Origin of the sequence: Pseudomonas sp. NyZ201 (assembly GCF_049860765.1) — a bacterium.
GTDB classification, from domain to species: Bacteria; Pseudomonadota; Gammaproteobacteria; order Pseudomonadales; family Pseudomonadaceae; genus Aquipseudomonas; species Aquipseudomonas bharatica.
Map to the genome: position 1 here is coordinate 1,256,429 of NZ_CP187557.1, position 26,274 is coordinate 1,282,702.

The following is a 26,274-nucleotide window of genomic DNA, read 5'->3' on the forward strand; positions in this document are numbered from 1 at the left end:
TGTGCCAGGGGGATCAAGGTGGTCCCATCGGTGGCAACGCCAGCTCCCACAAGTCCGCTGCAGGCCGCGGAATCAGGGCTCGGCACGGACCTTGTGGGAGCTGGCGTTGCCAGCGATGAGGCCGGTACAGGCAACAACAATGAAAGGATCAATAAGCGGATTTCCGCCTATGGAATGCAGGAAGCAAGCGGAAATCCGCTCATGGCCTATCGAGAAAATCCTCCCGCACCAGCCTATGGCGCTGCATTTTCTCGTTCAGGGTCCGCCGCGGCAGTTGCAGCTCCTCCATCACCGCCTTGATTTCCCCTTTATGCCGGCGCAGCGAGGTACGCAGGCAGTTGGCCTCGAACGCCTCGCTCTGCGCAGCCAGCGAGGAGTCCGCCGCCACCTGCGGCGCCGAGGGATCGCTCAGGCCCATGGCATGGCGTTCCGCCGCATTGGCCAGCTCGCGCACGTTGCCTGGCCAGTCATGTCCGAGCAATTGCCCGAGCTGGGCGATGCTCAACGGCGGCGCGGTGCGGCCGATGCGCTCGGCGGCATGCCGGGCGAAATGTTCGAACAGCAGGGGAATGTCCTCGCGCCGTTCGCGCAGCGGCGCCAGGCGCAGCTCGGCAATGTTCAGCCGGTACACCAGGTCCTCGCGAAAGCGCCCGGCGCGGGCTTCTTCGAGCAGGTCCGGCTTGGTCGCGGCGACGATGCGCAGATCCACCTCGATGCTCTGGTTGGCCCCCAGGCGTTCAAGCTTGTGCTCCTGGATCACCCGCAGCAGCTTGGCTTGCTGCGCCAGGGGCATGCTTTCGATCTCGTCGAGAAACACCGTGCCGCCGTTGGCATATTCCAGCTTGCCGATGCGTTTGCCTTGGGCGCCGGTAAAGGCCCCGCTCTCGTGGCCGAACAGCTCGGCCTCGAACAGGTGCTCGGGGATAGCCGCGCAGTTCAGGGCCACGAACGGCTTGGCGGCCCGCGGCCCGAAATCATGCAGGCAACGGGCGACCTGCTCCTTGCCGCTGCCGGTTTCGCCGCGGATCAGCACGTTGACCGGCAACGCCGCCAGTTCCAGCACCTGGCGGCGCAACTGCTGCATGCCCTGGGTCATGCCGAGCAGGGTGGCTTCGAGGCGGGTCCTGAGATCGGCCTGTTCGTGCAGGCGGCGGTTCTCCAGGATCAGTCGACGCTTCTCCAGCGCTCGTTGCAGGCTGCCCAGCAGGCTTTCCGGGCTGAAGGGTTTTTCCAGGAAGTCGTAGGCACCGTTGCGCATGGCCTCCACCGCCATCGGCACATCACCGTGGCCGGTGAGCAGGATCACCGGCAGGTCGGCATCACGCGCTTGCAGCGCTGCCAGCAGTTGCAGGCCATCCATGCCGGGCATGCGTACATCGCTGAGGATCACCCCGGGGAAATGCGCCGGCAGTTGCGCCAGGCATTCTTCGGCACGGCTGAACGGCTGCACCTGGAAACCGGAGAGCCCCAGCCATTGCTGGACCGCCGTGCGGATGCTGGCTTCATCGTCGACGACAATCACCGAATTCAACATACGGGCTCCGGATCACGGGGAAGGGTAAAGCTGAAACGGGCGCCGCCCGGCTGGTTCTCGACCACCAGGCGGCTGCCGGCCTCGTGGATGATGCCATAGGAAATCGCCAGGCCCAGCCCCAGCCCCTCACCTACCGGCTTGGTGGTGAAGAACGGGTCGAAGACATTGCCCAGGTGTTCCGGGGCGATGCCGCCACCGCTGTCCAGCACGCTCAGGCGCCAGCCATCGGTCTCGGCCTCGATGCGGATTTCCAGGCGGCGAAAGCCCTTGTCGAGCATGGCGTCGAGGGCGTTGTGCAGCAGGTTGATCAGTACCTGTTCCAGGCGGATCGCATCGCCGCGCACCCAGGCCGGTCGCGCCAGGTACAGCGCGGTGCTGACGTTTTCCGCGCGGATGCGTGCATCCAGCAATTGCAGGGCGTGGTCCACCACCGTGGCCAGGTCCAGCCGTTCGCGCAGGCCGCTGGGGCTGTTGCGGGCGAAGGTCTTGAGGTGGCCGGTGAGCGAGGCCATGCGCGTGAGCATCTGTTCCAGCGGTACCAGGGCCTGGCGGGCGTCTTCCAGGCGATCGTGGTCCAGCAGCAGGCGCAAGGTCGCCAGTTGCATGCGCTGGGCCGTCAGTGGCTGGTTCAGCTCGTGGGCCAGGGCGGCGGACATCTGCCCCAGCGCCGCCAGCTTGGTCGATTGCACCAGGCCTTCCTGGGCAGTGCGCAGCTCGCGTGTGCGTTCTTCCACCAGCCGCTTCAACTCCTCGCGGCTGCGCTGGCGCAGGCGGGCCAGGCGCAGGCGCTGGCTGACGAAGAGCACGGCGAAGACCAGGCTCAGCCATATCGCCGCCGCCGCCAGCGCGGCATTCCTGCCGTCGTTGCCGGTCTGTGGCTGGCGCAGCAGGTGCAGGGTCCAGCCTTCGCTCTCCAGCGGCAGGCTTTCCCACAGGTAATCGACCGATCCCTGTGGTCCCTGCACCCGCACCAGGTTGCTGGTGTCGTCGAAGCGTTCGAGCACCTGGCGCTGCAGCGGTACCAGCGCTTGCTTGTCGTATTGCCGGGTCTGTTCCAGCTCGTTGAAATCATGGGCCGACAGCGTATTCAGCTTGCGATAGCGCCAGCCATCCTGGTTGGCGATGAAGATGATCCCGCGCGAGTCGGTGACCAGCACCACGTCGTTGCCCTGGCGCCACTCCCGTTCGAGCTCGGGAAACTCCAGCTTGACCACCATGGCGCCGAGGAAGCCCTGCTGTTCGTCGGTCACCGCACTGGAGAGGAAATAGCCGGGAATCCCGCTGGTCACCCCGACCGCGTAGAAGCGCCCGGTGCCCTGGCTGCGGGTCTGCTTGAAGTAAGGGCGGAACGCATAGTTGTGGCCCACGTAGGTGGTGGGCAGCCGCCAGTTGCTCGCAGCCACGGCCAGGCCGGTGCGGTCGAGCAGTTCCAGGGTCGAAGAGTTGGCCGCGCCGTTGATGCGCTCCAGCTTGTGGTTGAGATGGTCCTGGGTGGCTCCCTCGACCGGGCCGCGCAGGGCGCTGATCAGTTCGGGATCGAGCGCCAGCACCGCCGGCAGGGCGCGGTAGCGTTCGATCAGGGTATGCAGCGAGTTGGCGTACAACCCGAGCTGCTGGCTGGCGCGGGCGGCGTCCTCGAGCATTGCCTGCTGCTCGGCGTGCTGCCGCGCCCAGGTGGCGGCGATCAGGGTGCCGGCGGCGATCGCGAGGACGATCAGGCCCAGGCGCAAGGTGCGAAAGGAAAGCGACATGGCAGGCCATCCGGGCGAGGGGGAAGGCCGGAGGGCGCTTCCCCTTGGGCGTGGCGACGCTTACAGCAGCTCGAAGCTCTGCTGCTGCACCGACTCGGAATCCAGGCCGACCTGTACGTTGAACTCGCCCGCTTCGGCGGCGTACTTCAACTGGCTGTTGTAGAACTTCAGGTCGTCCTCGCTGATGCGGAAGGTCACCGTACGTTCTTCGCCCGCCTTGAGCAGGATCTTCTGGAAGTTCTTCAGTTCTTTCACCGGCCGGCTCATCGACGCGGCGACGTCCTGCACGTACAGCTGGACCACGGTTTCGCCGTCGCGCTTGCCGGTGTTCTTCACCGTGACGCTGGCTTCCAGGCTGCCGCCTTTCTTCAGGGTCTTGCCCGACAGGGTCAGCGGCGACAGTGAGAACTCGGTATAGCTCAGGCCATAGCCGAACGGATACAGCGGGCCGTTCGGCTCCTCGAAGTACTGCGAGGTGTAGTTGCCCGGTTTGCCCGGGGTGAACGGCCGGCCGATGCGCATGTGGTTGTAGTACATCGGGATCTGCCCCACCGAGCGCGGGAAGGTGATCGGCAGCTTGCCCGACGGGTTGTAGTCGCCGAACAGCACATCCGCGATGGCATTGCCGCCCTCGGTGCCGGAGAACCAGGTTTCGAGGATGGCGTCGGCCTGCTCGCGCTCCCAGGCGATCGACAGCGGACGGCCGTTCATCAGTACCAGCACCAGCGGCTTGCCGGTGGCCTTCAGGGCCTTGATCAGGTCGCGCTGCACCGCCGGGATTTCCAGGGTGGTACGGCTGGAGGATTCGTGGGACATGCCACGGGATTCTCCGACCACGGCCACCACCACGTCGGCGCCGCGGGCGGCCTTGACCGCTTCGTCGATCAGCACCTGGGCCGGACGCGGGTCGTTGACGATTTCCGGGGCGTCGAAGTTGAGGAAGTTCAGGTAATCGAACATCGCCTTGTCGCCGGTGATGTTCGAGCCCTTGGCGTAGACCAGCTTCGCCTTGTCGCCGATGGCGCGGCGCAGGCCTTCGCGGACGGTCACCGAATGCACCGGCTTACCGTCGGCGGCCCAGCTGCCCATCATGTCGATCGGTGCATCGGCCAGCGGGCCGACCAGGGCGATGGTGCCGCTCTTCTTCAGCGGCAGGGTCTGCGCGCGGTTTTCCAGCAGCACCAGGCCGCGGCGCGCCACGTCGCGGGCGGCCTCGCGGTGCAGGCGGGCGTCGGCGTAGTAGTCCGGCACATCGTTCTCGGCCTTGCCGATACGCACGTAAGGGTCCTTGAACAGGCCCATGTCGTACTTGGCACCCAGCACTTCGCGTACCGCCTGGTCGAGCTCGCCCTGGCTGACTTCACCGGACTTGAGCAGGCCCGGCAGTTCCTCGCCGTACAGGGTGTCGTTCATGCTCATGTCGATGCCGGCCTTGATCGCCAGCTTCGCCGCTTCGCGGCCGTCGCGGGCCACGCCATGGCGGATCAGTTCCTGGATGGCGCCGTGGTCGCTGATGGTCACCCCATCGAAGCCCCATTCCTTGCGCAGCAGGTCGTTCATCAACCAGGTGTTGGAGGTGGCCGGAACGCCGTTGATCGAGTTCAGCGCCACCATCACCCCGCCGGCACCGGCGTCGATGGCCGCGCGGTAGGGAGGCAGGTAGTCGTTGTACATCTTCGGCAGGCTCATATCGACCGTGTTGTAGTCGCGTCCGCCTTCCACCGCGCCGTACAGGGCGAAGTGCTTGACGATGGCCATGATGCTGTCCGGCTCGGCCGGGCTCTTGCCCTGGAACGACTCGACCATCACCTTGCCGATCTTCGAGGTCAGGTAGGTGTCTTCGCCGAAGCCTTCGCTGGTGCGGCCCCAGCGCGGGTCACGGGCGATATCGACCATGGGCGCGAAGGTCATGTCGAGGGAGTCGGCGGCGGCTTCGACGGCCGAGGTGCGGCCGACCGTGGCGATCGCCTGCATGTCCCAGGACGAGGCCATGCCCAGGCCGATCGGGAAGATGGTGCGGTTACCGTGGATGGTGTCGTAGGCGAAGAACATCGGGATCTTCAGGCGGCTGCGCATGGCGGCGTCCTGCATCGGCCGGTTCTCCGGGGCGGTGCGCGAGTTGAAGGTACCGCCGATGCGGCCGGCGGCGATCTCCTCGCGGATCTTCTCCCGGGGCATTTCCGGGCCGATGGAGATCAGGCGCAACTGGCCGATCTTCTCGTCCTGGGTCATCTGGCCCAGCAATTTGTCGACGAAAGCCTTCTTTTCCTGCAACTGCGCGGCGGCGGCGGAGGTATCGGCCAGGGCGACCTGACTGGCCAGGCTGACGAGCAGACCCAGCAAACACAGTTTCTTCATGAATTCTGTTCTCGTGGCTCACACCGGTATTCACGGGCGATACCGGCCAGCCGAAATTGGGGGAGCGGCTATTGTTGTAGTTTGCTGGGGCACGTTTTTAGCCGATGGAACCCGTACTCGCCAGCAGCGGTCACGGATTATGCCTCAAGTGCGGCGGCAAACGGACAAACAAGGAGCTTCACACGATGGTTGCAATCACCCGTGGCAAAACCTGGGTGCTGATCCTGCTCGCCAGCCTGCTGGCTGGCTGCGGCATCAACAACATTCCCAGCTACGACGAACAGGTCAAGGCGGCCTGGGGCCAGGTGCAGAACCAGTACCAGCGCCGCGCCGACCTGATTCCCAACCTGGTGGAAACCGTGAAGGGCTACGCCAGGCATGAACAGGACACCCTCACCGCGGTGATCGAAGCCCGGGCCCGGGCCACCTCGATCCAGGTGGATGCGAAAACCCTCGACGATCCGGAAAAGCTCAAGCAGTTCCAGGCCGCCCAGGCCCAGTTGACCGGTGCGCTGAGCCGCTTGATGGTGGTGGCCGAGCAATACCCCAACCTCAAGGCCGACCAGAATTTCCTCGCCTTGCAGTCCCAGCTCGAAGGCACGGAAAACCGCATCGCCGTGGCGCGCAAGGACTTCATTGCGGCGGTGCAGAAGTACAACACCGAGATCCGCACCTTCCCCGGGCGCATCTGGCACAGCCTGATGTACAGCGACCTGCCGCTGCGCGAGAGCTTCGAGGCCACCAGCGCCAATGCCGACAAAGCGCCTGAAGTGAAGTTCTGATGCGCGCGTTCAAGGCCTTTGCCTTGCTGGCGCTGCTGCTGGCAGCGCTGGTGGTGCGTGCCGACGTGGTGTTTCCCGCGTTGAGCGGGCGGGTGGTGGACGATGCCAACCTGCTTGACGCCCACACCCGCGTCCAGTTGAGCCAGATGCTCGAAGCCCATGAACAGGCCACCGGCGAGCAGGTGGTGGTGGCCACGGTGCCTGACCTGCAGGGTTTGCCCATCGAGGAGTACGGTTATCAACTCGGCCGGTACTGGGGCATCGGCCAGAAGGGCAAGGACAACGGTGCCCTGCTGATCGTCGCACCGCAGCAGCGCAAGGTGCGGATCGAGGTGGGCTACGGTCTGGAAGGGCTGCTCACCGATGCGCAAAGCTCGGTGATCATCAACCGCATCATTCTCCCGGCTTTCAAGCGTGGGGAGATGAGCCAGGGCATCGTCCAGGGCAGTGCGGCGATCCTCCAGGTGCTCGGCGGCAATCCGCTGGCGCAGCCGTCCCGGGCCAGTGCCGCGGACGGCGAGGGCGAGCCGCCGTCGTTGTGGGCGATCGGTTTGTTCATCGTACTGGTGGTGGTTGTGCTTTACCTCCAGGGCCTGGGTGGCGGAGGCCGGCGCGGTGGGCCGGGCGGTGGATTCGGTGGCGGGTTTGGCGGACTGGGCGGTGGTCGCGGAGGTGGCGGCGGCTTTGGTGGAGGAGGCGGCAGCTTCGGCGGTGGCGGCTCCTCCGGTAGTTGGTAAGTCGATCGCGGACCTTGTGGGAGCGGGTTCACCCGCGATTGCAATAGTGAGCCCACCACCGCAATCGCGGGTGAACCCGCTCCCACAGGAGGCGTGTTGTTCTTTAGATTTTTGTTAAGGAAGCCCCATGGCACTACTCAACGAATTCCAGCAACGCCAGGTCGCCGAGGCCATCGCCGCCGCCGAGCGCGAAACCGATGCCGAACTGGTCACCGTCCTGGCCCGCAGCGCTGACGACTACGCCTATGTCCCGCTGGTCTGGGCCAGCCTGCTGGCGCTGCTGGTGCCGGGACTGCTCTTCTACCTCACCGGCTGGTTCAGCGCCCACGGCCTGCTGCTGACCCAATGGCTGACCTTCATCGTGCTGGTCCTGATCCTGCGGTTACCCGTCTTCACCAGCCGCCTGGTGCCGCGCCGGGTTCGCCAGTGGCGCGCGTCGAACCTGGCCCGTCGTCAGTTCCTCGAACAGAACCTGCACCATACCGCCGGCCGCACCGGAGTGCTGATCTTTGTCTGCGAGGCGGAGCGCTACGTGGAGATACTGGTGGACGACGGCATCGCTGCGCGCCTTGAAGACCAGGTCTGGGAGGCACTCGTCGCCACGTTCACCGCCCAGGTCCGCGCCGGCCAGGTGCTCGAAGGCTTCCTCACCTGCATCGCTGCCTGCGGTGATCTGCTCAAGGCCCATGTTCCGGCCACCAGCCAGCGCAACGAACTGCCCAATCGCCTGGTCCTGCTGGAGTGACGCGCTGATCGAAAACCTGTGCGCTGGCCGGGCATCCACGTAAAATGCCCGGCATTGAACCCGAGGCACCCCTTTCCCATGTCTGCTATTCCCTCCACCCAGGCCGCGCCGGATGCCCGTGCGCAGTTTCTCGCCCTGCTCGCCGACGCCCTGCACCAGCAGTCCCTGGTCAAGCTGGTACTGGCCCGGCATGTCGGCGACGAAGCCGACCTGCAGCGCATCACTGCCAAGCCGCTGACCGTCAAGGGCACGCCCAGCCTGCAATTCGTCTATCGCTACAAGACCCGCGACATCACCCGCAACCTGGCCCTGGACGAGGCCCTGGCGCAGATCGGCGAATGGCTGCCGGGCTCGTTCCGCAATGCCCACCTGCTCAGCCTGGCGGATGAAGCGCAACTGGAATTCAGCAAGAAGGGCAAGCCCATGCTCCACCGCAACGCCGCGCAACAGGTGCGCCAGGTTGCGGCAGGCGAGCATGACCGCGAGAAGAAGCGCTACCTGGAACTGAGCCGGCCCTTCCTTCACGACCTGGGCGTGACCGACAAGCAGCAGGCGCTGATTCCGGCGATGTCGCGCAAGTGGAAGCAGATCAACAAGTTCATCGAAGTGTTCTCCCACGCCTTCGGCAGCGTGGCGTTGCCGGCCGAACAGCCGGTGCGGGTGGCGGATTTCGGCTCGGGCAAGGGTTACCTGACCTTCGCCATCCACGATTACCTGAGCAATACGTTGCAGCGTCCGGCGCAGGTCACTGGCGTGGAGCTGCGCGCGGACATGGTCGAGCTATGCAACAAGGCCGCCAGCCACCTGGAGCACCCGGGGCTGGTGTTCGAACAGGGTGATGTGCGCAGCGTGGTGCCGGCCAGCATCGACGTGATGATCGCCCTGCATGCCTGCGATATCGCCACCGACTACGCGATTCATACCGGCATCCGTTGTGGTGCCGCGATCATCATGTGCTCGCCGTGCTGCCACAAGCAGATCCGCCCGCAACTGAGCAGCCCGGGGCTGCTCAAGCCGATGCTGCAATACGGCCTGCACCTGGGCCAGCAGGCCGAGATGCTCACCGACAGCCTGCGGGCCCTGTATCTGGAAGCGTGCGGGTACGAAACCAAGGTGTTCGAGTTCATTTCGTTGGAGCACACCAACAAGAACAAAATGATCCTGGCGACCAAGCGCAAGGAGGCGGGGGATCCTGCTGTGTTGCTCGGAAAGATTGCCGAGTTGAAGGCGTTCTATGGGGTTTCGGAGCACTGCCTTGAAACGCTGCTGCGGGCTGATGGGTTGATTTGAGGGGGTGGCTGATGGCCTCATCGCTGGCTTGCCAGCGATGAGGCCGGGATGGGCAACCCATCCATAAACTGTTGCATATCAGTCGTGAACTTCACCGATTTCCGACTTTCTTGTAGGCAATTTCCCAAGCATACTCCTCGACCCCGCCTGGTGGTTGCGTCATGTGGAAACGCTGCCTAGTCTGCGTCGGTCGTCGCGATATTGACGATGCCGGATTAGCAGTTCGGCTATGAGCAAACCATCAGCCAGCGCTTTATGGCGGCTGTACGTGTGGGCGCCTTTGGGCGCGCCGGGTTTGCTCATTGACCGGTCTGCTAACCCACGTACAGTCGCCACCCTTCGTTTAGCAGCGGATGTGGCCCACTCGAACTTCAGTGAGCAGCACACCATGAAAAAGCTTGTCCCCGATCCACCTCCCGCCCTCTGCGTCGGCCCCGGCCTCTCCCATGAAGAAGCCATCACCCGCGCGGTGGAACACCTCACCAGAGCCATCCTCAAGACCTCGTACCTTCCCGACCCGCCCGATGCACGGCACCGGGAAATGCTCAGTGACGCCGTGCTGAACATGCGGATCTCCAAGGCCTTGCTGGCGATTGCCCAATCGCCGTCGCCGGTGACCATACCGGTATGAAAAAAGCCGCGGGGCCTGGCTCCGCGGCTTTGTCGTTTATGGCTGCTGTACGCGAGGGCACCTCAGGGTGCGCCGGGTTTGCTCGTTGACCGGTCTGCTAACTCTCGTACAGCCGCCTCCACCCCCCTCAGAAGAACCGCGTCACACTCACCCTGGCATTGCGCCCGGTGCTGTAGACGTTGTTGTCACTCAGCATCGGCGCATAATCCCGGTTGAACAGGTTGTCGAGGACGAAGTTGACCTCGGTGCCCTTGAGGTAGGGCTGGCGCGGCTTCCAGCTGGCGAACAGACCCTGGACGTTGTAGGCGTCGTTGGCGCGGTGGTCCCAGGCGCTGTCGCCAAGGGCGCTGCCCAGGTCGCCCGGGCCGTACTTGTCGCTGGGCAGGCGGTCGGTCTGGCGTACCCATAGGCCTTTCCAGCCCACCACCGCATCCCATTCGGGAATCTTCACGCCCAGGCGCGCCACCCATTTCGGTGCCTGCACATCCCGCGCCCAGACATCCTCTGCCCAAGGGTTGGTGTAGGCACCTTCGTGCTTGCCGGTCATCCAGGTGTAGGACAGGGTGCCGAACAGCCTGCTGGAGTCGTAGAAGCTTTCCACCTCGAAGCCCTTGTAGGTCACGCCGTCGAGGTTGCGGTAGTTGCCGATCAGGTAGTTGCCGCATGCCCTGCTGATACTGGCACCGGTCGGGTTCTGCGCCTGGCACTCGACGCCGAGGTTCTTGAAGATCTCGTCCTTGACCTCGTTGCGGAACAGGGTGGTGCGCACCTGCAGGTTGTCGTCGTTGAACAGTAACCCGGAGAAGTCGGTGACATTACCGGCGCGCAAGGCGGTGATGCGTTCCGGGTCGAGGTCGCGGCTGGTGGCGCTGCGGGTGCTCGCGGCGCTCTGCACTTCGTACTGCTCGTCGATCACCGGGGCCCGCCAGGTTTTCGAGTAGTCGGCGAAGAAGGCGGTGTTATCGGTGGCACGCCAGAACAGCGCCAGGCGCGGCGACCAGCCGGTGTAGGTCTTGTCACCGTAGTCATGGCCGGCGGAGGCGACGTTGTAGAACGGTGCGTCGTTCTGCTCGCCACGGTTGCGCACGTGGTCGTAGCGCAGCGACGGGGTGAGGGTCACCTGGCCCAGGGTGATGGCGTCCTGCACGTAGGCGCTGTTGGTGTCCACCTTGCCGTGTGGCATGAAGGCCGGTTGGAAATGGCCGTAGTTGTAGTTCCGGGTGTTGTACGTGGCACCGGGCATCCACATGTCGACGTCCCGGGCATGCCGGTGCAGTTCGACGCCGGTGGTCAGCGAGTGCTCCAGCACGCCGGTGTCGAACTGCGAGGTGTTGCGCACTTCGACGTTGCGATCCTTGTACTCGGTGTCCATCCTGCGCCCGCCGGTGGCGAGCTGGAAGAAGGCGTTGGGCCCGCGCTCGTCGGTCTGGTCGACGTCGGATTCCGAGTATTTCACCTCGAGGTTGAGCCACGGGTTGTCCACCGGCTGGTAGCGGTATTTCACCGACCAGGTGGTGTCGATGGTTTCGCGGTCGGCCAGGAAGCGGCGAATGGCCTGGTCGTAGCCGTAGCGATCGATGTTGGCCTGGGTGGGTGGCGTCGAATAGTTGGTCGACGAATAGCGGGTCATGCGCTCGTTCTTCGAGCGCGAGTAGGAGAGGCCGAGGGACTGCTCGTCGGTGAGCTGGACATTCAGCTTGAACAGCCCGCCTTCCAGGTCCTGGGCGCTGTCGGGCAGGCGCTTGGGGTTGATCGGGTACTGGTTGCGCGGGTCGGGCAGCGACGAGGCCAGCTTGAAGTCGTCGCCATCGCGCTTGGTCAGGTACACCAGGGCGTCGATGCGGCGGTCCTCGGTGCGGCCGAACAGTGCCGAGCTGTACACCTGCTGATGATCGTTGCTGGAGTAGCCGTACTTGACCATCGCGCCGCTATCGCGACCTTCTTCGAGCAGGTCCGGGGCGTCCTTGGTGGTCATGTTGACACTCCCGCCGAGGCCGCCGTTGCCGACGAAGGGCGAGTGCGGGCCTTTCTCCACTTCGATGTGCTTGATCAGTTCCGGCTCGATGAACATGGTGCCTTGCTGGTAGCGCTCGAAGCCGGTCTTGGTCGCGCCATCGACGGTCAGCTGGATGTCCTCGGCGTCGCCCATGCCCCAGATATTGATCTTCTGTCCGCCGGGCAGCATCGAGCCGGCCATCTCCACGCCGGGCAGGGTGCTCAGCAGGGTGGGCACGTTGTTCGCCTGTTCGCGATCGATATCGCGCTGGGTCAGGGTCGAGCGGCCGACGGTGGCGGGGGTGACCTGCTGGCCGTCGCCGACAATGCTCAGGGCGCCAAGCTGGAGGCTGGTGTTGTCGTTGCCGGGAGGCGTGGTCTCGCTCTCCCGGGGCCGGACCACGAAGGTGTTGCCGACCTTGACCAGGGCGAAGCGGCTGCGGGCGAGCAGGCGGGTGATGGCTTCCTCGGCGCTGAACTCGCCGTTGATGGCCGGCGCGGACACATTGCGCAGCAGGTTTTCGTCGAACAGCAAGGGCACCTTGGCCTGCTGCGCCACCTGGCTCAGCGACGTGGCCAGCGACTGCGCCGGCAATTGCAACTGCACCGGCGCGGCCTGGGCCTGCAGGCTCAGGGCCAGGCACACGGCAAGCAGCGATGGGCGGGCTGACAACGGCTTGAAAGCTCGAAACATGAATTCCCCCGGAACGGCCAAAGGCCAAAAAAAGACGGTGTTGACGGCGCAGTCGGGGAGGAAGACGCGGGGCGGGGAGAAACCCTCACCTGCGAATGAAAATATTTCTTACCAAGCTCTTCTGAGACAGAACACGGACCCTGTGGGAGCGGGTTCACCCGCGATTGCGTCGGTGAATTCACTACCGTAATCGCGGGTAAACCCGCTCCCACAGGGTTTTGCGGTGTTGCGCGAATCTCACTTGCGCTCGATACGCATCCGCCCGTCCGCCAGCGCCACGGTCTTCACCGGCAGCAACACCGGCAGGGCATTCAGCAGTGCATCCGGATCATGTACATCGAGGTTGCCGGAAACCTTGTATCCGGCCAGCCCCGGATCGGCCAGCAGCACCGCCGCCGGCCGGTACAGCGACAGCTCGTCCACCAGGCTCGCCAGCTCGCGATTGCGGAACGCCACGTGCCCGCCGCGCCAGTCAGCCACTTCGCCGTCGCTCAGGGTCTGCCGGCTCAGGTCGCCACGGGCCAGGTTGTACACCGCGCGCTGGCGTTCGCCCACCAGCAAGGGCTGGCGACGTTCCCCCGGGGTTTCGAAGGCTACCAGGCCATGGGACACGCTGAGCACCAGCTCGCGCTCGCCGCGGCGCAGATCGAAGGCCGTGCCCACCACCCGCAAGCGCGCAGTGCCGGCATCGACGAAGAGCGGCCGTTCCTTGTCCGGGGCGACATCCAGATAGACCTGGCCCTGCTCCAGATGCACCAGGCGCCGCTCGGCATCGAAGTCGATGCTCAGCCGCGTGTTGGCATTGAGTTGCAGGCGTGTGCCATCGGGCAGGGTGACGTTGGCGGGCTGTCCGTCCTGGCTGGACAGCTGGCGCTGGACCGAGGTGGCAGGCACGCCGATAGTGCCGGCGAGCAGGGCGCAGACCAGCGCCGCCGCCGTTGCCAGCGCGGGGCGCCAGGACGCGGTCCTGCGTGGCCGCAACTGGACCGGTTTGTCCAGGGCCTTCAGCGCGGCGAGATCGTCCCACAGCTCTTCGAACTGCTGGTAGGCGCGGGCGTGGCCGGGCTGTTCCAGCCACTGCGCGAACGCCTTGCGCGAAGCCCGCGTGTGGTCGTTGCGGTTGCGCGTGAACCAGCTCGCCGCCTGGGCGTCGAGCGAACGGATGTCCGTTTCAGGTAGGGTCATTCCGGTTGCTCCGCAACGTTGTCACTGTCCAGGCGCTGTTTGCAGTAGAGCAATCCAGCGGCGATGTGCTTTTCCACCATGCTGACGGAAATCCCCATGCGTTCGCTGATCTGTGCCTGACTCAAACCTTCGAAGCGGTGCAGCATAAGGGCTTCGCGGCGGCGCGGCGAGAGCTCGGCCAGGACTATTTTCAAGCGTTCCAGGCGTTGCATGCGCTGCGCTGCAGCCAGGGGATCGGCCGCGCAAGCTTCGCTGGTGCCTGCTTCTCCACTGTCGGCCTGGTCGTCGATCACCCCATGGCGGACTTTCTGCCGGCGCCAATGATCGCGCAGCAGGTTGCGTGCCATCTGGAACAGGTACGCGCGCGGCTGCTCGACCCGGGCCCGGTCGCGGTAGCCCAGCCATTGGGTGAAGACGTCCTGGGTCATGTCCGCGGCATCGCTGGCGTTGTCCATGCGCTTGCGCAGGAAATGCAGGATATCGGCGTAGAAGCCATGGCAGGCGTCCTGTGCGAAGCGATCGGGTTTGGTGCGCTGCATGCGAACTTTCCAGGAAATGCCGGAAGGGAAAGGTCGCAAATGTTATCGAGAATTATTGCTATTTGCTACTCGATATCAGCGGCGTCGCCGAGTGATCGCCGTCGGTGCTGGAACATTAAGGTCGGCACTGCCCAGCGGGTGGCTGGTGGCGTCGAAGAAATACAGGGCGATATCCGGCGTTTCCCCGAAGATGCGCATGAAATGCTGCTTCTGGCTGATGATGGCGGCCTCGCTCAACGGCAGGATCGCGATGGCCAGATGAGGCGGCCGGGCCTGCTGGATCGCGTGCAGCAGATGGCGGTCGGCGCGGTCCAGGTGATGGCCGAACAGGCACAGGCCTTCAGCATGGTTGGACAGGGCCGCGTAGCTCCAGGTCAGGTAGTCGGAGCTGCGGATCGCCCTGAGCTTGTGCTCGCTGGTGCATTCGTTGACGAACAGGGGCACGTCCCCCGGCGTGTTGATGGCAAAACCGTCGAGCAACTGGCTGCCAGTGGCGGCGCGCAGGCGTGTACCGCCGTTTTCGGTGCGCAGCAGGTGCAGGCCGCCATGCAGGTAGTGCAGGCGGGTGCCTTGGCCGTGGGTGCGGCTGACATCGAAGTGACCATCCTCGTCGAACAGCGACTGGAAGCCTTGCGGGTCATGGCTCATCGCCCAATGGCAGAGCAGGTCGTAGTTGCCGCTGAACACGCTGCGGTAGTTGCGCAGTTCGCTGTTGATCGTGGCGAGGGTGGCCTCGGGCAGCAGCTTCCAGGGGATGTGCACGCTGCGTACGGCATGGATCAGCGCTTCCTTGATCGCGTAATAGCGGTTCAGCGGCGCCGACGAGCCGATCGCCAGCGCGGCGTTGACCCGCACCGTGGTGTTGAGGGCGCTGAGCACGGGCTCGAACAGCTCGCTGCCCAAGGACTTGAACAGCGCCTGGTCGCTGACCCCGAGCGGCTTGTTGCGCACCCGCTGGGCGATTTCGAACAACGAGAAGTAGCTGAACGGCCGCCAGACCGCCCGGCTGGCACCATTGCCCAGCAGCAGGCCAGTGCAGGGATGGCGGGCGGCAAGGTCTGGCCAGGAGGCGAGGGAGGCGTCTAGGTCGGCGGTCATGGCGTATCTCGTAGGAATCTGTTGCAAATCGGCAGGGCGGGACTTTAGCACGCTACGGGTTGTCATCCGGGACGGCGACTATGCTTCGGGCCGGTTTTTACAAGGAGACAGCCAATGCGATTGAAGGACATCTGCCTGGGCCTGGCCCTGTTCGGCCTCACTTTCCAGATCCAGGCCAGCGACACTGCGGCGCTGGCGAAAGCCCAAGGCATACCGTATCCCGCCGTTATCGCCCACCGTGGTGCTTCCCATGACGCCCCGGAATCCACCGCCCCGGCCTACCAGCTTGCCCGGGACCTTGGTGCCGACTACCTGGAGCTGGATCTGCAACGCAGCCGTGATGGCGTGCTGGTGGTGGTGCATGATGACGACCTGGGTCGCACCAGCGACGTGGCCGAGCGTTTTCCCGAGCGCAAGGCCAGTCCGGTCAGTGCCTTCACCCTGGCCGAATTGAAGACGCTGGATGCCGGCAGCTGGTTCAACCGTGCTTATCCTGACCGCGCGCGACCCGCCTTCGCTGGCTTGAAGATCCTCACCCTGGACGAGGTGATGGATATCGCCGAAGCCAATCCGGCGCGCACGCCCGGGCTGTATATCGAGACCAAGGTGCCGAACCAGTTTCCCGGGATCGAACAGGACCTGCAAAAGGCCCTGGAAAAGCGCGGCTGGCTCGATCAGCCCGGGCGGGTAGTGTTGCAGACCTTCGACCGCAACAGTCTGGCCCTGCTGCACAAGGCCATGCCGCAAACGCCGAAGGTCTTGCTGTTGTGGCTGGGCAAGGACCATGTCGAGGCAGCGCCGGGGCAGGCCTTCGCCGAATCCGGCCTGCCCGACAAGGCTGCCTGGTATGCCCGCCAGCAGCCGAAGGACCGTGGCGAATTCGAGCGCTGGCTGGACATCGCCAAACACACGGGCGCCGTCGGCATCGGGCCGTCCACCGCACTCGCCGCCGGCGGCGAGCAGAGTTATGCCGACCTGGCCCAGCCGTGGATGAATCGCATGGCGCATGAAAAGGGCCTGCTGGTGCATGTCTACACCGTCGATGAGCCGGTGGATTTCAAGCGGGTCAGCGAGGCGGGCGTGGATGGCATCTTTACCAACAGGCCGGGTGCGCTGCTGAAATACCATGGCCGACCGGTCGCGCAGGATGAAGCGCTGCTGCTCGGGGCCGGCGGCTGGTAAGCCTCCCTGGAGGCGGCGTAGACTGCGGCCTCCACCTTTTGGGACCCCAGCGTCATGACCTTCTCGCTGCTGCTCGCTGTGCTTGCTTCCGGCTTCATCTACGGCATCACTCCGGGGCCCGGAGTGCTGGCCGTGCTCGGTATCGGCGCCACCCGCGGCCGGCGTGCCGGCGCCGGGTTTCTCTGCGGTCATCTGCTGGGAGATGTGCTCTGGTGCAGCACTGCATTGGTGGCGATCGTCGGGGCGCGGCAGATCGGCAGCTCGGTGTTCGACATCCTTGGCGTAATCAGCGGCCTGTACCTGGGCTGGCTGGGCTGGCGGGCGTTGCGCAGCCAGCCGGGCAATGGCGCCGAGCAGAGCGCGGTGCGGCGGCCGTTCTGGCATGGCGTGGTATTCGGGCTGACCAATCCCAAGGCTTATCCGGTGGCGGTAGCGACCTTCACCGCGCTGTTGTCGAGCCGGGCCGAAGCGCTGGACTGGTCGATGCTGCCGGCGTTGATTGCCCTGAGTTTCCTCGGCGGGCTGCTGGCGTACCTGATTCTGATCGTGCTGGTCGGGGCGCGGCAGGTGCGTACCTTGTATATGCGCTATGAGCTGTGGATTACCCGGGCTTGCGGGGTGATGTTCATCGGGTTTGCGCTGAATGCGCTGATGCATGCCGTACCGGGGCTGATACCTCGGAAAGGCTGATGGCCTCATCGCTGGCAAGCCAGCTCCCACAGGTGCGGTGCATGCAATCCCTGTGGGAGCTGGCTTGCCAGCGATAGGCATAGGTATCTACACAACTCCCATCATGGTCTATAAAAGGACCGCATGGATTCGAAATGACCGGGCTCGATGCCCGACTGATCAAGCGGTACGACGAGTTAGTGATGGGACATACCAACGCACTGGCGGGCTTGGCCGCCGGAATGAAGGCCCTGCCGCGTAGCGACAGGGCCTTTGCGCAAACACAGGCCATGTGGCGGTTTCTGGGAAACGATCGGGTTAAACCCAGTGATCTGGTGAAACCCTTGCTGGCATTGGCTCATGAGGGATGCAGCGAGGATTGCGATGAGTACGCATTGGTCATGCATGACTGGTCGCGTATCAACTTCATGCACCACCACAGCAAGACTGATCGACTGCAGATGACCCACAAGGGCGATGTCGGTTACGAACTGCAAAGCAGCCTGCTAGTGAGTGATCGTAATGGATCACCCATCTGCACGCCCGCTCAAAACCTGTCTGTGAAGGACGGAATACTCAGCACCCGTACTGATGAGCTCATTGCTCATGGCAAGCACATGGACGAGTTGGTGGACCGTGCTGCATGGCTTGAACAGCAAGGCTTTACCAAACCGCTGGTGCATATCGTCGATCGCGAAGCAGACTCGGCGGGACATCTGAGGCAACTGCAAGCTGGCAACCATCTTTGGTTGGTGCGGGCCAGGATGAACTCCACGGCTCAGTACCAGAATCGATCCCTCTCACTGAAGCTCATCGCTGAAGACTTGCCCTTCAGAGCCGCCCGAGGCGTCGTTTTCAAGGGAAAGCCGGCGATACAGTGGGTCGCAGAAACAGACGTAGTACTGACCCGAAAAGCCCAGCCAGCGGCTAAAAGCAGAGCAGAACGATTCAAGCTCCGCCAGCCAGGAACGCCTCTTCCTGCGCGCCTGGTTGTCAGCCGAGTCATGAGCGAGGCAGGAGAGCTGCTAGCCACCTGGTATCTGCTGAGCAATGTGGGCGAGGACGCAAATGCTGAGCAGATTGCGCTTTGGTACTACTGGCGGTGGCGAATCGAGTCCTACTTCAAACTGCTCAAGGAAGGTGGACAACAGCTCGAAAGCTGGCAGCAGGAAAGTGGTGAGGCCGTGTTCAAGCGACTGCTTATCGCAAGTCAGGCCTGTGCAGTAGCTTGGCGACTGATGCGTGCCGAGGGTCAGTTTGCCGAGCAAACCCGAACATTCCTGGTGCGGTTATCTGGCCGCCAGATGAAACGATCCCAGCCTGTGACTGCTTCAGCGTTGTTGGCAGGGTTGTACATGCTGTTAGCCATGACAGAAACGCTGGAGCAGTACAGTCCTCAGGAGCTTGCCGCATTTGCAAATGAAGCTGTTGGCTGGCTACCGAGGCAAAGGCGTTAGAGATGTGTAGATACCCATGCAGCGATAGGGCCCTCAAGAACTAAGGAAGATTCGGAACGGGCGCGGCTTTCCCGGCATCCGTCTCCTCCCTCCTGACCCGGTTACGCCACAACCGATAAGCCCGGATTCCCGCCCTGACCGACCCATACAGCAGGTGGTTCTCCATCTCCCGCGCCAGCCCCGAGCGCACCAGCATCCGCAGGAAGGTCCCGCGTGCCCGGGCGATCCCCAGCTCGATGCCACGGGCTTTGAGGGTATCGCGCACTTCCCGCAACGCCGCGATGCCGCTGACATCGATGCTGCTCACCGCCTCGGCATCGAATAGCACCGCCTTGGCATCGCCCTCGCGCTGTACCGCTTCGAGCAGGCGCATCTTGAAGTAGTCGGCATTGAAGAACAGGATCGCGTCGTCGAAGCGGTACACCACCAGCCCCGGCACGGTGCGCGCGTCCTTGTGCCGGCTGATGTCTACCTGGCCCTCGACCCCCGGCGCCCAGCCCAGCACCGCATCGGTGGGCTGGTAGATGCTGTAGAGCAAACGCAGGATCGCCAGGGTCACGGCGATGATGATGCCCGGCAGCACGCCGACGCCGAGCACGCCGATGGTGGTGAGCACGCAGAGGCACAGTTCGAAACGGCTCAATGCCCAGATCTTGCGCAGCGACTGGATATCGATCAGGCCCCAGCCGGCCATCAGCAGCACGGCGCCCAGCGCCGCCTGGGGAATCCAGGCCATTGGTGCGGTGAAGAACATCAGGATCAGCGCAATCACCAGCGCGGCGACGATGCCCACCAGTTGGCTCTTGCCGCCGACCATGTCGTTCACTGCGGTGCGCGAGTCGGCGCCGCTGATGGCGAAGCCCTGGGACACCCCGGCGGCCAGGTTGGACACGCCGAGGGCGACGAATTCATGGTTGGCGTTGATCGCATAGCCATGCCGCGCGGCGAAGCTGCGGGCGGTGAGCATGGCGCTGCAGAAGCTCACCGTGGCGATACCCAGGGCATCGCGCAGCAGGCTTTTCATTTCTTCCAGGGAGGTCTGCGGCCAGGCCAGCTCAGGCATGCCGCCGGGCACATGGCCGAGTACCGCGACACCATGGTTGTCGAGGCCGAAGACGCCGGCGATCAGGGTGAACACCGCCACCGTCACCAGCGCCGCCGGCAGTTTCGGGTAGCGGCGCGGCAGCCAGATCAGCAAGGCCAGGGCCGCCAGGCCGATGCTCAGGGTCAGCCAGCGGATCTCGTCGAGGCGCTGGAAGAAATTGATCATGGCGAGGATGAAACCGCTGCCTTCGATCTTGAACCCGACCACCTTGCCCAGTTGTCCGGCCAGCAGGCTCAGGCCGATACCGTTGAGGTAGCCGATCAGGATCGGTCGCGAGAAAAAGCTGGCGATGAAGCCGGCCCGGGCCACCCCGGCGGCGATCAGCATCAGGCCGACCAGCACCGTGACCACCACCGACAATTGCAGCAGGCGATCAGGGTCGCCCATGGCCAGCGGCGCGATGGCCCCGGCGACCATGGCGCAGGTGGCGGCGTCGGGCCCGACCATCAGTTGCCGGGAACTGCCCACCAGGGCGTATACGATCATCGGCAGGATGCACGCATACAGGCCAACCTGCGGCGGCAGGCCGGCGATCTGCGCGTAGGCGATGGCGATGGGGATCTGGATGGCGGCCACCGACAGGCCGGCCTGCACGTCCGCGCGCAACCACTCGCGCCGGTAATGCAGCAGGTTGGCCAGGCCCGGAAGCCAGCGGGAAAGAAACATGTTCAGGTCCTTTTGATGTATCTGACAGACGCTAGCGCAAAAGCCCGGCACCCGGCGCTTCGGGGAGAAGGCCGGGAGGAATTGGGCATTTGGCCAGCATCGTAACCGCTGGAGAAGGAGGAGGCCAATCGGGGGAGGTTGAAATACAGAGCGTTGGTTCATACCGAACCCTGTGGGAGCGGGTTCACCCGCGATAGCGGTAGTGGATTCACCATCGTAATCGCGGGTGAACCCGCTCCCACAGGGGCTGTGTTGGTCTTTCGATTATTCAGCCCACTCAGGATCCCCGGTAAACACCACGGTCAACCAGCGATCCGGCCCTTCGCCGCCAATGGCCTCGCCGATCTCGTCGCGCCAGGCGTCCCATTCGGCGATATTCCGCGCCGGCATGGTCCTGGGCACGATGAAGTACAGCTCGATCTCCCGCGAGCGCCCGACCTTCGCAACGTAGGCCCGATACGACAACATGGCGTGCCGCTCGACGAACGCCTGCGCCACGTCGTCCACATGCTGCTTGAGGTCACCTGGGGTGACCAGGAACATATCCGCCAGGGCCTGGCGAATCACCGACAGCGGCAGCGGAATGATCACCAGGCACACCAGCCCCAGCACCGCCGGGTCGATATAGGGCGAGATCCACTCCCACTGCGTGCCCTGCACCGCAATACCCACGCAGAACGCGATCAACAACGCTGCGGTGATACTGGCTGACATCACCCAGCCTTTCACATCCATGCGCACGAAGTCCGAGCCGATCCGTCGGTTGGCCCGGGCCTCCAGCACGGCGATGGTCAGGCAGGCGATCACCGTCAATACGGCATAGATCAGCGCCAGGCCGAACTCCAGGTCGCGCCCGCCTTCGAGCAGGCTGAGCACGGCGTTGATCAGCGCATAGACCGCCACCCCGGTAAGCAGGATGCCGTTGAGCGCCAGGACCATCGGCTCCAGGTGCCAGAAGCCCATGGTGAAGCGCTCGCGCAGCTTGCGCGACAGGTGTGCACTGCGGGTGTGGGCGGTGATCAGCCGCACCACCACCAGCGACAGCCCGCTCATGCTCGCGTCCACCATCGAGTAGACGCCGTCGAAGACGATCGAGAACGAGCCCGAAGCGAGGCCGAAGCCGATGCCGATCGCGGCGATGAACAGGGTGACGGCAATGGACGTACGCAATACGCCCTGCTCGTCGTTCAAATCGAAAAACCTGGTTGCCACCACGGCCTCCTCAATAAGACGCCGGGCCGTCAGACCCGGAATTGCTCCATCAGCGCCTGCTGCTGGTTGGCCAGGCGATTCAGCGCCTGGCTGATACGTGCGGACTCGCCGGCCTGCCCGGACAACGACTCGGTGACATCGCGGATCCCGGCGACATTGCGATTGACCTCCTCGGCCACGGCGCTCTGCTCTTCGGCGGCGGAGGCGATCTGCAGGTTCATGTCGCTGATCACCGTGACCGCCTCGCCGACCCGTTGCAGCGCCGGTACCGCCTGCTCCATGCGGGTCACGCTGTCCCGCGCCTGGCGCTGGCCGTCGTGCATGGCCTCGACCACGCCCCGGGTGCCGCCCTGCAAAGCTTCGATCACCTGGCGGATTTCTTCCACCGAGACCTGGGTGCGTTGCGCCAGGTTGCGCACTTCGTCGGCGACCACGGCGAAACCACGCCCGGCCTCGCCAGCCCGGGCCGCCTCGATGGCGGCATTGAGCGCCAGCAGGTTGGTCTGTTCGGCAATGGCGCGAATCACCTCCAGCACCGAGCCGATCTGCTCACTGCGTCCGGCCAGGGCCTGGACCCGTTCCATGGCCAGGTCCATGTCGGCGGCGAGCTGGTCGATGGCCTGGCGGGTATGGCCGATCAGTTCCAGGCCTTCGCGGCTGGCCTGGTCCGCACCGCGCGCGGCATGGGCCGCCTGTGCGGCGTTGTTGGCGACATCGTGGGCGGTGGCGCTCATTTCGTTGGCGGCGGTGGCCACCTGCTCGATCTCGCGCTGCTGTTGCTGCATGCCGCCGCTGGTCTGGCTGGCGATGGCGGCGGACTGGTCGGCGGTGCCACGGGCCTCTTGCAGCGAGCCTTTGACCTGCACGATCACCGGTTGCAGCTTGTCGAGGAAACGGTTGAACCAGCCGCTCAACTGGCCCAGTTCGTCATCGCGGAAATAGTCGAGGCGCTGGGTCAGGTCGCCGTCGCCGCTGGCGATTTCGCGCAGGCGCTCGGCCACCGCGAGGATCGGCCGGGTCACGCCACGGGCGGTCAGCCAGATCAGCACCAGCCCGGCCAGGGCGGTGACCAGGGCGATCAGCAGGTTGCTCAGGTTGGCGCTCCGGTTGCGGGCGTCGAGGCGCTGGTTGAGCTGGATGGCCGGGGCTTGCAGGACGCTTTGCGGCACTTCCAGCAAGACCTGCCAGGGTGTTGCGTCCGGGATCGGCGAGAAGGGGCGGGCAATGCGCATCAGTCCGTCTTCAACGGACCTGGGTGCCTGCTTGCTCAACTGCGAGGCATCGGCGCTGTGCCCGGCCAGCAGCCCGGCAGGGCTGACGATACTGACCTGGCCCTGGCCCTCGTAGACTTCCTTGCGCCCTTCGAGGGCCAACTGTTGCAGGTTGTCCAGGCCGATATCCAGGCCGACCACGCCGACCACCTTGCCCTGGTCCAGCAGCGGCAGGGCGATGCTGGTCATCAGCACCTGCTTGCCGTTGACCTCGTCGAAGTACGGGTCGAGCACGCAGGCCCGGGCGGTTTCCAGCGGGCAGGTCAGCCAGCGGTTGTAGGACGAGCCGTTGGCGCCGAGGCTGGCGTCGGCGAGCATGGATTCGGGCATGGCTTCCGATTCCAGCTCGCCGGCGGCATTGCGCGACCAATACAGGGAAAAGCGCCCGCTGTCGTTGCTGCCTTGCTCGGCCTGCCCTATGAAGCGGGCGTCCTGGTGGTCGAGGGCATCGGGCTGGAACACCAGGTACAGGCCGATCAGGTCGCGGTTACCGGCCAGCGCGGTGCGGGCCTGCGTGACCAGGGCGCTGCGCAGGTCACCGTCGCCACGCCCGCGCAGTACCTGGGCCAGGCGGGCGAAGCCGTTGCCGTACTGGTACGCATCCATGAAATAGCGCTGGATGCGCAGCGCCTGGGTCTCGCCATGGGCCTGCAGGCGCAGGCGGGCGTTGTGCTCGAGCAGTTCGGTATTGGCCTGGAACACCTCGGCCGCACTGCGCCGCGACTGGGTCAGCGACGTGACCGCCAGGACGATGACGATGGCCAGCAGGCACAGGCCGGCGAGCAGGATGATCTTCCACTGGATGGACAGGCGGCGCGGGAGCATGAGGGGTTTCCTTCTCGGTCATGAAGCGCGCCCGCGCTTTGCGCGGGCGCGTTCGACGGGCGGTCTCACTCGGCGATGTAGCTGGGCGGCGCGACCCGGAACGACTTGGTCAGCCAGCCCAGGTAAAGCACGCCGGCCGCTGCCCAGACCCCGCCGAACAGCAGCGAATGCTCGTTCAGGTCGAGCCAGAGCAGGGCGATGATGCAAAAGCCGATGGTCGGCAGGATCAGGTGCTTGAGCTTGTTGCCCAGCCCCTGCTTCATGCCCTGGCGAAGGTAGCAGTGGTTGATGACCGCCAGGTTGACGAAGCTGAAGGCCACCAGCGCGCCGAAGTTGATGATCGAGGTGGCGGTGACCAGGTCGAAGAAGATCGCCGACAGCGAGATCAGGCCGACCACGATGATGTTCAGCACGGGCGTCTTGTAGCGCGGATGCAGGCGGGCGAACAGGCCATGGGGAATCACCTTGTCGCGGCCCATCACATAGAGCAGGCGCGAGACGCTGGTCTGCGAGGCCAGGCCCGAGGCGATGGTGTTGATCACCGTGCAGGCGATGAAGATCGACTGGAACAGCTTGCCGCCGACATACAGGGCGATTTCCGGCAGCGCCGCTTCGTGGTCCTGGAAGCGCTCCATGGTCGGGAAATAGGCCTGGATGAAGAACGAGATCAGGATGAACACCGCGCCGCCGATCAACGCAGTGAGGAAGATCGCCCGCGGGATGACTTTCTCCGGCTGGTGGGTTTCTTCCGAGAGGGTGGTCACCGCGTCGAAGCCGAGGAAGGAGAAACACAGGATGGTCGCCCCGGCCATCAGCGCGCTGAGCTGGGTCTTGTCATCGCTGAACGGGGTCAGCGTCCACGGCGTGCCCTGGCCTTCGCCCTGGCCGAGGCCGCGCAGGCACAGGTAGACGAACACCGCCATGATCACCAGTTGCACGCCGACGAACAGCACGTTGAAGTTCGCCACCAGGTTGATGCTGCGGATATTGATCAGGGTGATCAGGGTGACGAAGGCAGTGACCCAGACCCAGCCCGGCACCTCAGGGAACATCGCGCCCAGGTAGAGCTTGGCCAGCAAGGCGTTGACCATCGGCAGCAGCAGGTAATCCAGCAGTGACGACCAGCCCACCAGGAAGCCGACATGCGGGTTGATCGCTTTTTGCGTGTAGGTGTACGCCGAACCGGACTGCGGGAAGTGCCGCACCAGCACGCCATAGCTCACGGCGGTGAAGAGGATGCCCAGCAGGGCCAGGATGTACGCGCTGGGAACGTGCCCGGAAGTGAGGCCGGAGACGATGCCGAAGGTGTCGAACACGGTCATGGGCGTGAGGTAGGCCAGGCCGATGATCACCACCTGCCACAGGCGCAGGGACTTGCGAAGTTGCAGATTGCCGTGGGTGCTGTGCTCAGGCTGCATGCGGGCGCTGCTCCTGGTGTGGGACCAAGGACGGGGTTTGCAACGGGCACGACAGGGTCGAACGGGTGGGCTCCATGTTGTTCACCTTTTATGTTGGAGCTGGAATGGGCGCGGGCGAGGCGCCGGTGTCACTGGCAAGGACCGGACCGGTAAAACGAGCGTGCAGGTACGACGCGCGCGGGCGTCAAGGGGCGGCGCTGCTTGTTTTTGGGGTATCGGACGCTGGGCAAGGTGGGAAAAATAAGAAACGATTGGGGTGGGGTGCGTCAAGTAAATCGTTACATTATTTTTCTTTGATGGGGATTTATCGAGTTTTTAGGCGTTTTCAAGTGGATTGACGACGCTTTTGGTCAGAAGGTCGATTCCGCTGTTCGTAAAAGTTGACATTTTGTAGGGGGATTTTTATCAGCCCGATACCGTGCAAAGCGAAGATGCTGCAGCGAATTGCAAGCAGTGATGTCAGACGAATATGAGATTGGAAGCGCGGGAGGAGGGGCCCGTCGATCAGAGCGCTTGCTCTAATCGCCCTCATCAGGATCCGAATAGACAACGCGCCCCTTGATCCAAGGGTCTACGATTTTGGCGTGAATATCCCGCAGATAGGAGCCCCACTGCTGTCGGCTGTGCGCGTCAGGCCCCATGATGGTCAGCAGCAGATACTCGTCACGGAGCAGGTCATAGGCATAGACCAGCCAGAAATCTTCGTCGGGACGATCCGGGTCCGTCGTGCGCCTGAACTGGATCTTTGCAGCTCGCCACCTTGCCTGGACGGCCTCGGTGGCGGCGAGATGGATATGGAAAATGTCTTCGAGGTCAAGCGCCTCATCCCGGCCGAAGATATCGGGGAGGTCACCACAGAGCTTGTAGTTATGGAAATCGACAAAGAAGTCGTACCAGCCTGAGGACTCCTTGAACAGGTCAGAAACTTTTACTGATGACAAAAATACTCACTTGGAGGCCGGAAGCTTTCCGTGCTCGACATAGAAGTGGAACGCAGCCTCACCACCACGTGCGGCGGTGCGCACATCTTCGAACGTGAGTTGCTTGTCGGTTTTCTTGCGCTTTGCGACGACCTTTTTGGGAGTCGCGGTTTGAATGATCATCTCCGCCTCCTGAAGCGGTGTGCGATA

The 26,274-nt window shown here is 64.2% G+C and carries 21 protein-coding genes and 1 pseudogene; 8 read left to right on the plus strand and 14 right to left on the minus strand.

What is annotated here, in order from left to right:
• Positions 1-199: 199 nt before the first annotated feature.
• The 3 genes from ACPFMA_RS05835 to bglX are packed head-to-tail and all read right to left on the minus strand — an operon-like array spanning position 200 to position 5,643.
• On the minus strand, positions 200-1,534 hold the full coding sequence (locus tag ACPFMA_RS05835; protein ID WP_425929830.1) for a sigma-54-dependent transcriptional regulator: 1,335 nt from the start codon (positions 1,532-1,534) through the stop codon (positions 200-202).
• Entirely contained in the window at positions 1,528-3,285 is a 1,758-nt protein-coding gene (locus tag ACPFMA_RS05840; RefSeq protein ID WP_009401158.1) for an ATP-binding protein, read from the minus strand. The genes ACPFMA_RS05835 and ACPFMA_RS05840 overlap by 7 nt, the downstream gene beginning before the upstream one ends.
• Before the next feature lie 60 nt (positions 3,286-3,345).
• Positions 3,346-5,643, minus strand: coding sequence for a beta-glucosidase BglX (gene bglX / locus ACPFMA_RS05845; protein WP_425929831.1), 2,298 nt, complete (start codon positions 5,641-5,643; stop codon positions 3,346-3,348).
• A 185-nt stretch (positions 5,644-5,828) separates the two neighbouring features.
• Between bglX and ACPFMA_RS05850 the strand changes: the two genes are divergently transcribed.
• The 5 genes from ACPFMA_RS05850 (at position 5,829) to ACPFMA_RS05870 (ending at position 9,828) form a co-directional block, all read left to right on the plus strand.
• A complete protein-coding gene (locus tag ACPFMA_RS05850; RefSeq protein WP_009401156.1) occupies positions 5,829-6,425 on the plus strand; it encodes a LemA family protein in 597 nt (198 codons plus the stop codon).
• Positions 6,425-7,162 carry a TPM domain-containing protein gene (locus ACPFMA_RS05855; RefSeq protein WP_064303426.1) on the plus strand — a complete coding sequence of 246 codons (738 nt, stop codon included), beginning with the start codon at positions 6,425-6,427 and terminating at the stop codon, positions 7,160-7,162. The genes ACPFMA_RS05850 and ACPFMA_RS05855 overlap by 1 nt, the downstream gene beginning before the upstream one ends.
• A gap of 127 nt (positions 7,163-7,289) precedes the next feature.
• Complete coding sequence (locus ACPFMA_RS05860) at positions 7,290-7,907, plus strand: TPM domain-containing protein (RefSeq protein WP_064303425.1); 618 nt, start codon at positions 7,290-7,292, stop codon at positions 7,905-7,907.
• Positions 7,908-7,985: 78 nt separating this feature from the next.
• On the plus strand, positions 7,986-9,197 hold the full coding sequence (locus ACPFMA_RS05865) for a class I SAM-dependent methyltransferase (protein WP_420059105.1): 1,212 nt from the start codon (positions 7,986-7,988) through the stop codon (positions 9,195-9,197).
• 388 nt (positions 9,198-9,585) lie between these two features.
• Positions 9,586-9,828 carry a hypothetical protein gene (locus ACPFMA_RS05870; RefSeq protein WP_009401152.1) on the plus strand — a complete coding sequence of 81 codons (243 nt, stop codon included), beginning with the start codon at positions 9,586-9,588 and terminating at the stop codon, positions 9,826-9,828.
• 127 nt (positions 9,829-9,955) lie between these two features.
• Here ACPFMA_RS05870 and ACPFMA_RS05875 read toward each other — a convergent pair whose 3' ends face one another.
• The 4 genes from ACPFMA_RS05875 to ACPFMA_RS05890 all read right to left on the minus strand — a co-directional run bounded on the left by ACPFMA_RS05875 (position 9,956) and on the right by ACPFMA_RS05890 (position 15,339).
• Positions 9,956-12,517 carry a TonB-dependent hemoglobin/transferrin/lactoferrin family receptor gene (locus ACPFMA_RS05875; protein ID WP_425929832.1) on the minus strand — a complete coding sequence of 854 codons (2,562 nt, stop codon included), beginning with the start codon at positions 12,515-12,517 and terminating at the stop codon, positions 9,956-9,958.
• Between the two features lie 237 nt (positions 12,518-12,754).
• A complete protein-coding gene (locus ACPFMA_RS05880; protein WP_420059107.1) occupies positions 12,755-13,702 on the minus strand; it encodes a FecR family protein in 948 nt (315 codons plus the stop codon).
• Positions 13,699-14,241 (minus strand): RNA polymerase sigma factor, encoded by a 543-nt coding sequence (locus ACPFMA_RS05885; protein WP_425929833.1) that lies wholly within the window; start codon positions 14,239-14,241, stop codon positions 13,699-13,701. The genes ACPFMA_RS05880 and ACPFMA_RS05885 overlap by 4 nt, the downstream gene beginning before the upstream one ends.
• A gap of 75 nt (positions 14,242-14,316) precedes the next feature.
• The gene (locus ACPFMA_RS05890; protein WP_064303420.1) at positions 14,317-15,339 is read right to left on the minus strand and encodes a DUF4917 family protein; all 1,023 of its coding nucleotides are present in this window, start codon (positions 15,337-15,339) and stop codon (positions 14,317-14,319) included.
• Positions 15,340-15,453: 114 nt separating this feature from the next.
• On the opposite strand from ACPFMA_RS05890, the gene ACPFMA_RS05895 reads away from it, so the two are divergent.
• The 3 genes from ACPFMA_RS05895 (at position 15,454) to ACPFMA_RS05905 (ending at position 18,647) form a co-directional block, all read left to right on the plus strand.
• A complete protein-coding gene (locus ACPFMA_RS05895; RefSeq protein WP_425929834.1) occupies positions 15,454-16,521 on the plus strand; it encodes a glycerophosphodiester phosphodiesterase in 1,068 nt (355 codons plus the stop codon).
• A 54-nt stretch (positions 16,522-16,575) separates the two neighbouring features.
• Positions 16,576-17,211, plus strand: coding sequence for a LysE family translocator (locus ACPFMA_RS05900; RefSeq protein WP_064303418.1), 636 nt, complete (start codon positions 16,576-16,578; stop codon positions 17,209-17,211).
• 134 nt (positions 17,212-17,345) lie between these two features.
• Positions 17,346-18,647 carry a transposase gene (locus tag ACPFMA_RS05905; RefSeq protein WP_425928556.1) on the plus strand — a complete coding sequence of 434 codons (1,302 nt, stop codon included), beginning with the start codon at positions 17,346-17,348 and terminating at the stop codon, positions 18,645-18,647.
• Positions 18,648-18,687: 40 nt separating this feature from the next.
• On the opposite strand, the gene ACPFMA_RS05910 is transcribed toward ACPFMA_RS05905, so the two are convergent.
• From ACPFMA_RS05910 to ACPFMA_RS05940, 7 genes and pseudogenes are all read right to left on the minus strand, one after another.
• On the minus strand, positions 18,688-20,418 hold the full coding sequence (locus ACPFMA_RS05910; RefSeq protein WP_420059112.1) for a SulP family inorganic anion transporter: 1,731 nt from the start codon (positions 20,416-20,418) through the stop codon (positions 18,688-18,690).
• A gap of 264 nt (positions 20,419-20,682) precedes the next feature.
• Complete coding sequence (locus ACPFMA_RS05915) at positions 20,683-21,630, minus strand: cation diffusion facilitator family transporter (protein WP_009401144.1); 948 nt, start codon at positions 21,628-21,630, stop codon at positions 20,683-20,685.
• A gap of 29 nt (positions 21,631-21,659) precedes the next feature.
• Positions 21,660-22,415, minus strand: coding sequence for a methyl-accepting chemotaxis protein (locus ACPFMA_RS05920; protein ID WP_425930577.1), 756 nt, complete (start codon positions 22,413-22,415; stop codon positions 21,660-21,662).
• Positions 22,416-22,517: 102 nt separating this feature from the next.
• Positions 22,518-23,726, minus strand: a pseudogene (locus ACPFMA_RS05925) (HAMP domain-containing protein); the annotation flags it as partial.
• 65 nt (positions 23,727-23,791) lie between these two features.
• Positions 23,792-25,144, minus strand: coding sequence for an APC family permease (locus ACPFMA_RS05930; RefSeq protein ID WP_064303415.1), 1,353 nt, complete (start codon positions 25,142-25,144; stop codon positions 23,792-23,794).
• 518 nt (positions 25,145-25,662) lie between these two features.
• Positions 25,663-26,085, minus strand: coding sequence for a type II toxin-antitoxin system YafO family toxin (locus ACPFMA_RS05935; protein ID WP_425929835.1), 423 nt, complete (start codon positions 26,083-26,085; stop codon positions 25,663-25,665).
• Between the two features lie 6 nt (positions 26,086-26,091).
• Positions 26,092-26,247 carry a hypothetical protein gene (locus ACPFMA_RS05940; protein WP_167654044.1) on the minus strand — a complete coding sequence of 52 codons (156 nt, stop codon included), beginning with the start codon at positions 26,245-26,247 and terminating at the stop codon, positions 26,092-26,094.
• Between the last annotated feature and the right edge of the window lie 27 nt (positions 26,248-26,274).

Bases quoted from the DNA above. Each gene is read 5' to 3' on its own strand.
- ACPFMA_RS05840 (WP_009401158.1), bottom strand. From the start codon at position 3,285: ATGTCGCTTTCCTTTCGCACCTTGCGCCTGGGCCTGATCGTCCTCGCG.
- ACPFMA_RS05900 (WP_064303418.1), top strand. From the start codon at position 16,576: ATGACCTTCTCGCTGCTGCTCGCTGTGCTTGCTTCCGGCTTCATCTAC.
- ACPFMA_RS05865 (WP_420059105.1), top strand. From the start codon at position 7,986: ATGTCTGCTATTCCCTCCACCCAGGCCGCGCCGGATGCCCGTGCGCAG.
- ACPFMA_RS05880 (WP_420059107.1), bottom strand. From the start codon at position 13,702: ATGACCCTACCTGAAACGGACATCCGTTCGCTCGACGCCCAGGCGGCG.
- ACPFMA_RS05930 (WP_064303415.1), bottom strand. From the start codon at position 25,144: ATGCAGCCTGAGCACAGCACCCACGGCAATCTGCAACTTCGCAAGTCC.
- ACPFMA_RS05875 (WP_425929832.1), bottom strand. From the start codon at position 12,517: ATGTTTCGAGCTTTCAAGCCGTTGTCAGCCCGCCCATCGCTGCTTGCC.
- ACPFMA_RS05855 (WP_064303426.1), top strand. From the start codon at position 6,425: ATGCGCGCGTTCAAGGCCTTTGCCTTGCTGGCGCTGCTGCTGGCAGCG.
- ACPFMA_RS05870 (WP_009401152.1), top strand. From the start codon at position 9,586: ATGAAAAAGCTTGTCCCCGATCCACCTCCCGCCCTCTGCGTCGGCCCC.
- ACPFMA_RS05895 (WP_425929834.1), top strand. From the start codon at position 15,454: ATGCGATTGAAGGACATCTGCCTGGGCCTGGCCCTGTTCGGCCTCACT.
- ACPFMA_RS05850 (WP_009401156.1), top strand. From the start codon at position 5,829: ATGGTTGCAATCACCCGTGGCAAAACCTGGGTGCTGATCCTGCTCGCC.
- ACPFMA_RS05835 (WP_425929830.1), bottom strand. From the start codon at position 1,534: ATGTTGAATTCGGTGATTGTCGTCGACGATGAAGCCAGCATCCGCACG.
- bglX (WP_425929831.1), bottom strand. From the start codon at position 5,643: ATGAAGAAACTGTGTTTGCTGGGTCTGCTCGTCAGCCTGGCCAGTCAG.
- ACPFMA_RS05910 (WP_420059112.1), bottom strand. From the start codon at position 20,418: ATGTTTCTTTCCCGCTGGCTTCCGGGCCTGGCCAACCTGCTGCATTAC.
- ACPFMA_RS05885 (WP_425929833.1), bottom strand. From the start codon at position 14,241: ATGCAGCGCACCAAACCCGATCGCTTCGCACAGGACGCCTGCCATGGC.
- ACPFMA_RS05920 (WP_425930577.1), bottom strand. From the start codon at position 22,415: ATGCAGCAACAGCAGCGCGAGATCGAGCAGGTGGCCACCGCCGCCAAC.
- ACPFMA_RS05860 (WP_064303425.1), top strand. From the start codon at position 7,290: ATGGCACTACTCAACGAATTCCAGCAACGCCAGGTCGCCGAGGCCATC.
- ACPFMA_RS05940 (WP_167654044.1), bottom strand. From the start codon at position 26,247: ATGATCATTCAAACCGCGACTCCCAAAAAGGTCGTCGCAAAGCGCAAG.
- ACPFMA_RS05905 (WP_425928556.1), top strand. From the start codon at position 17,346: ATGACCGGGCTCGATGCCCGACTGATCAAGCGGTACGACGAGTTAGTG.
- ACPFMA_RS05890 (WP_064303420.1), bottom strand. From the start codon at position 15,339: ATGACCGCCGACCTAGACGCCTCCCTCGCCTCCTGGCCAGACCTTGCC.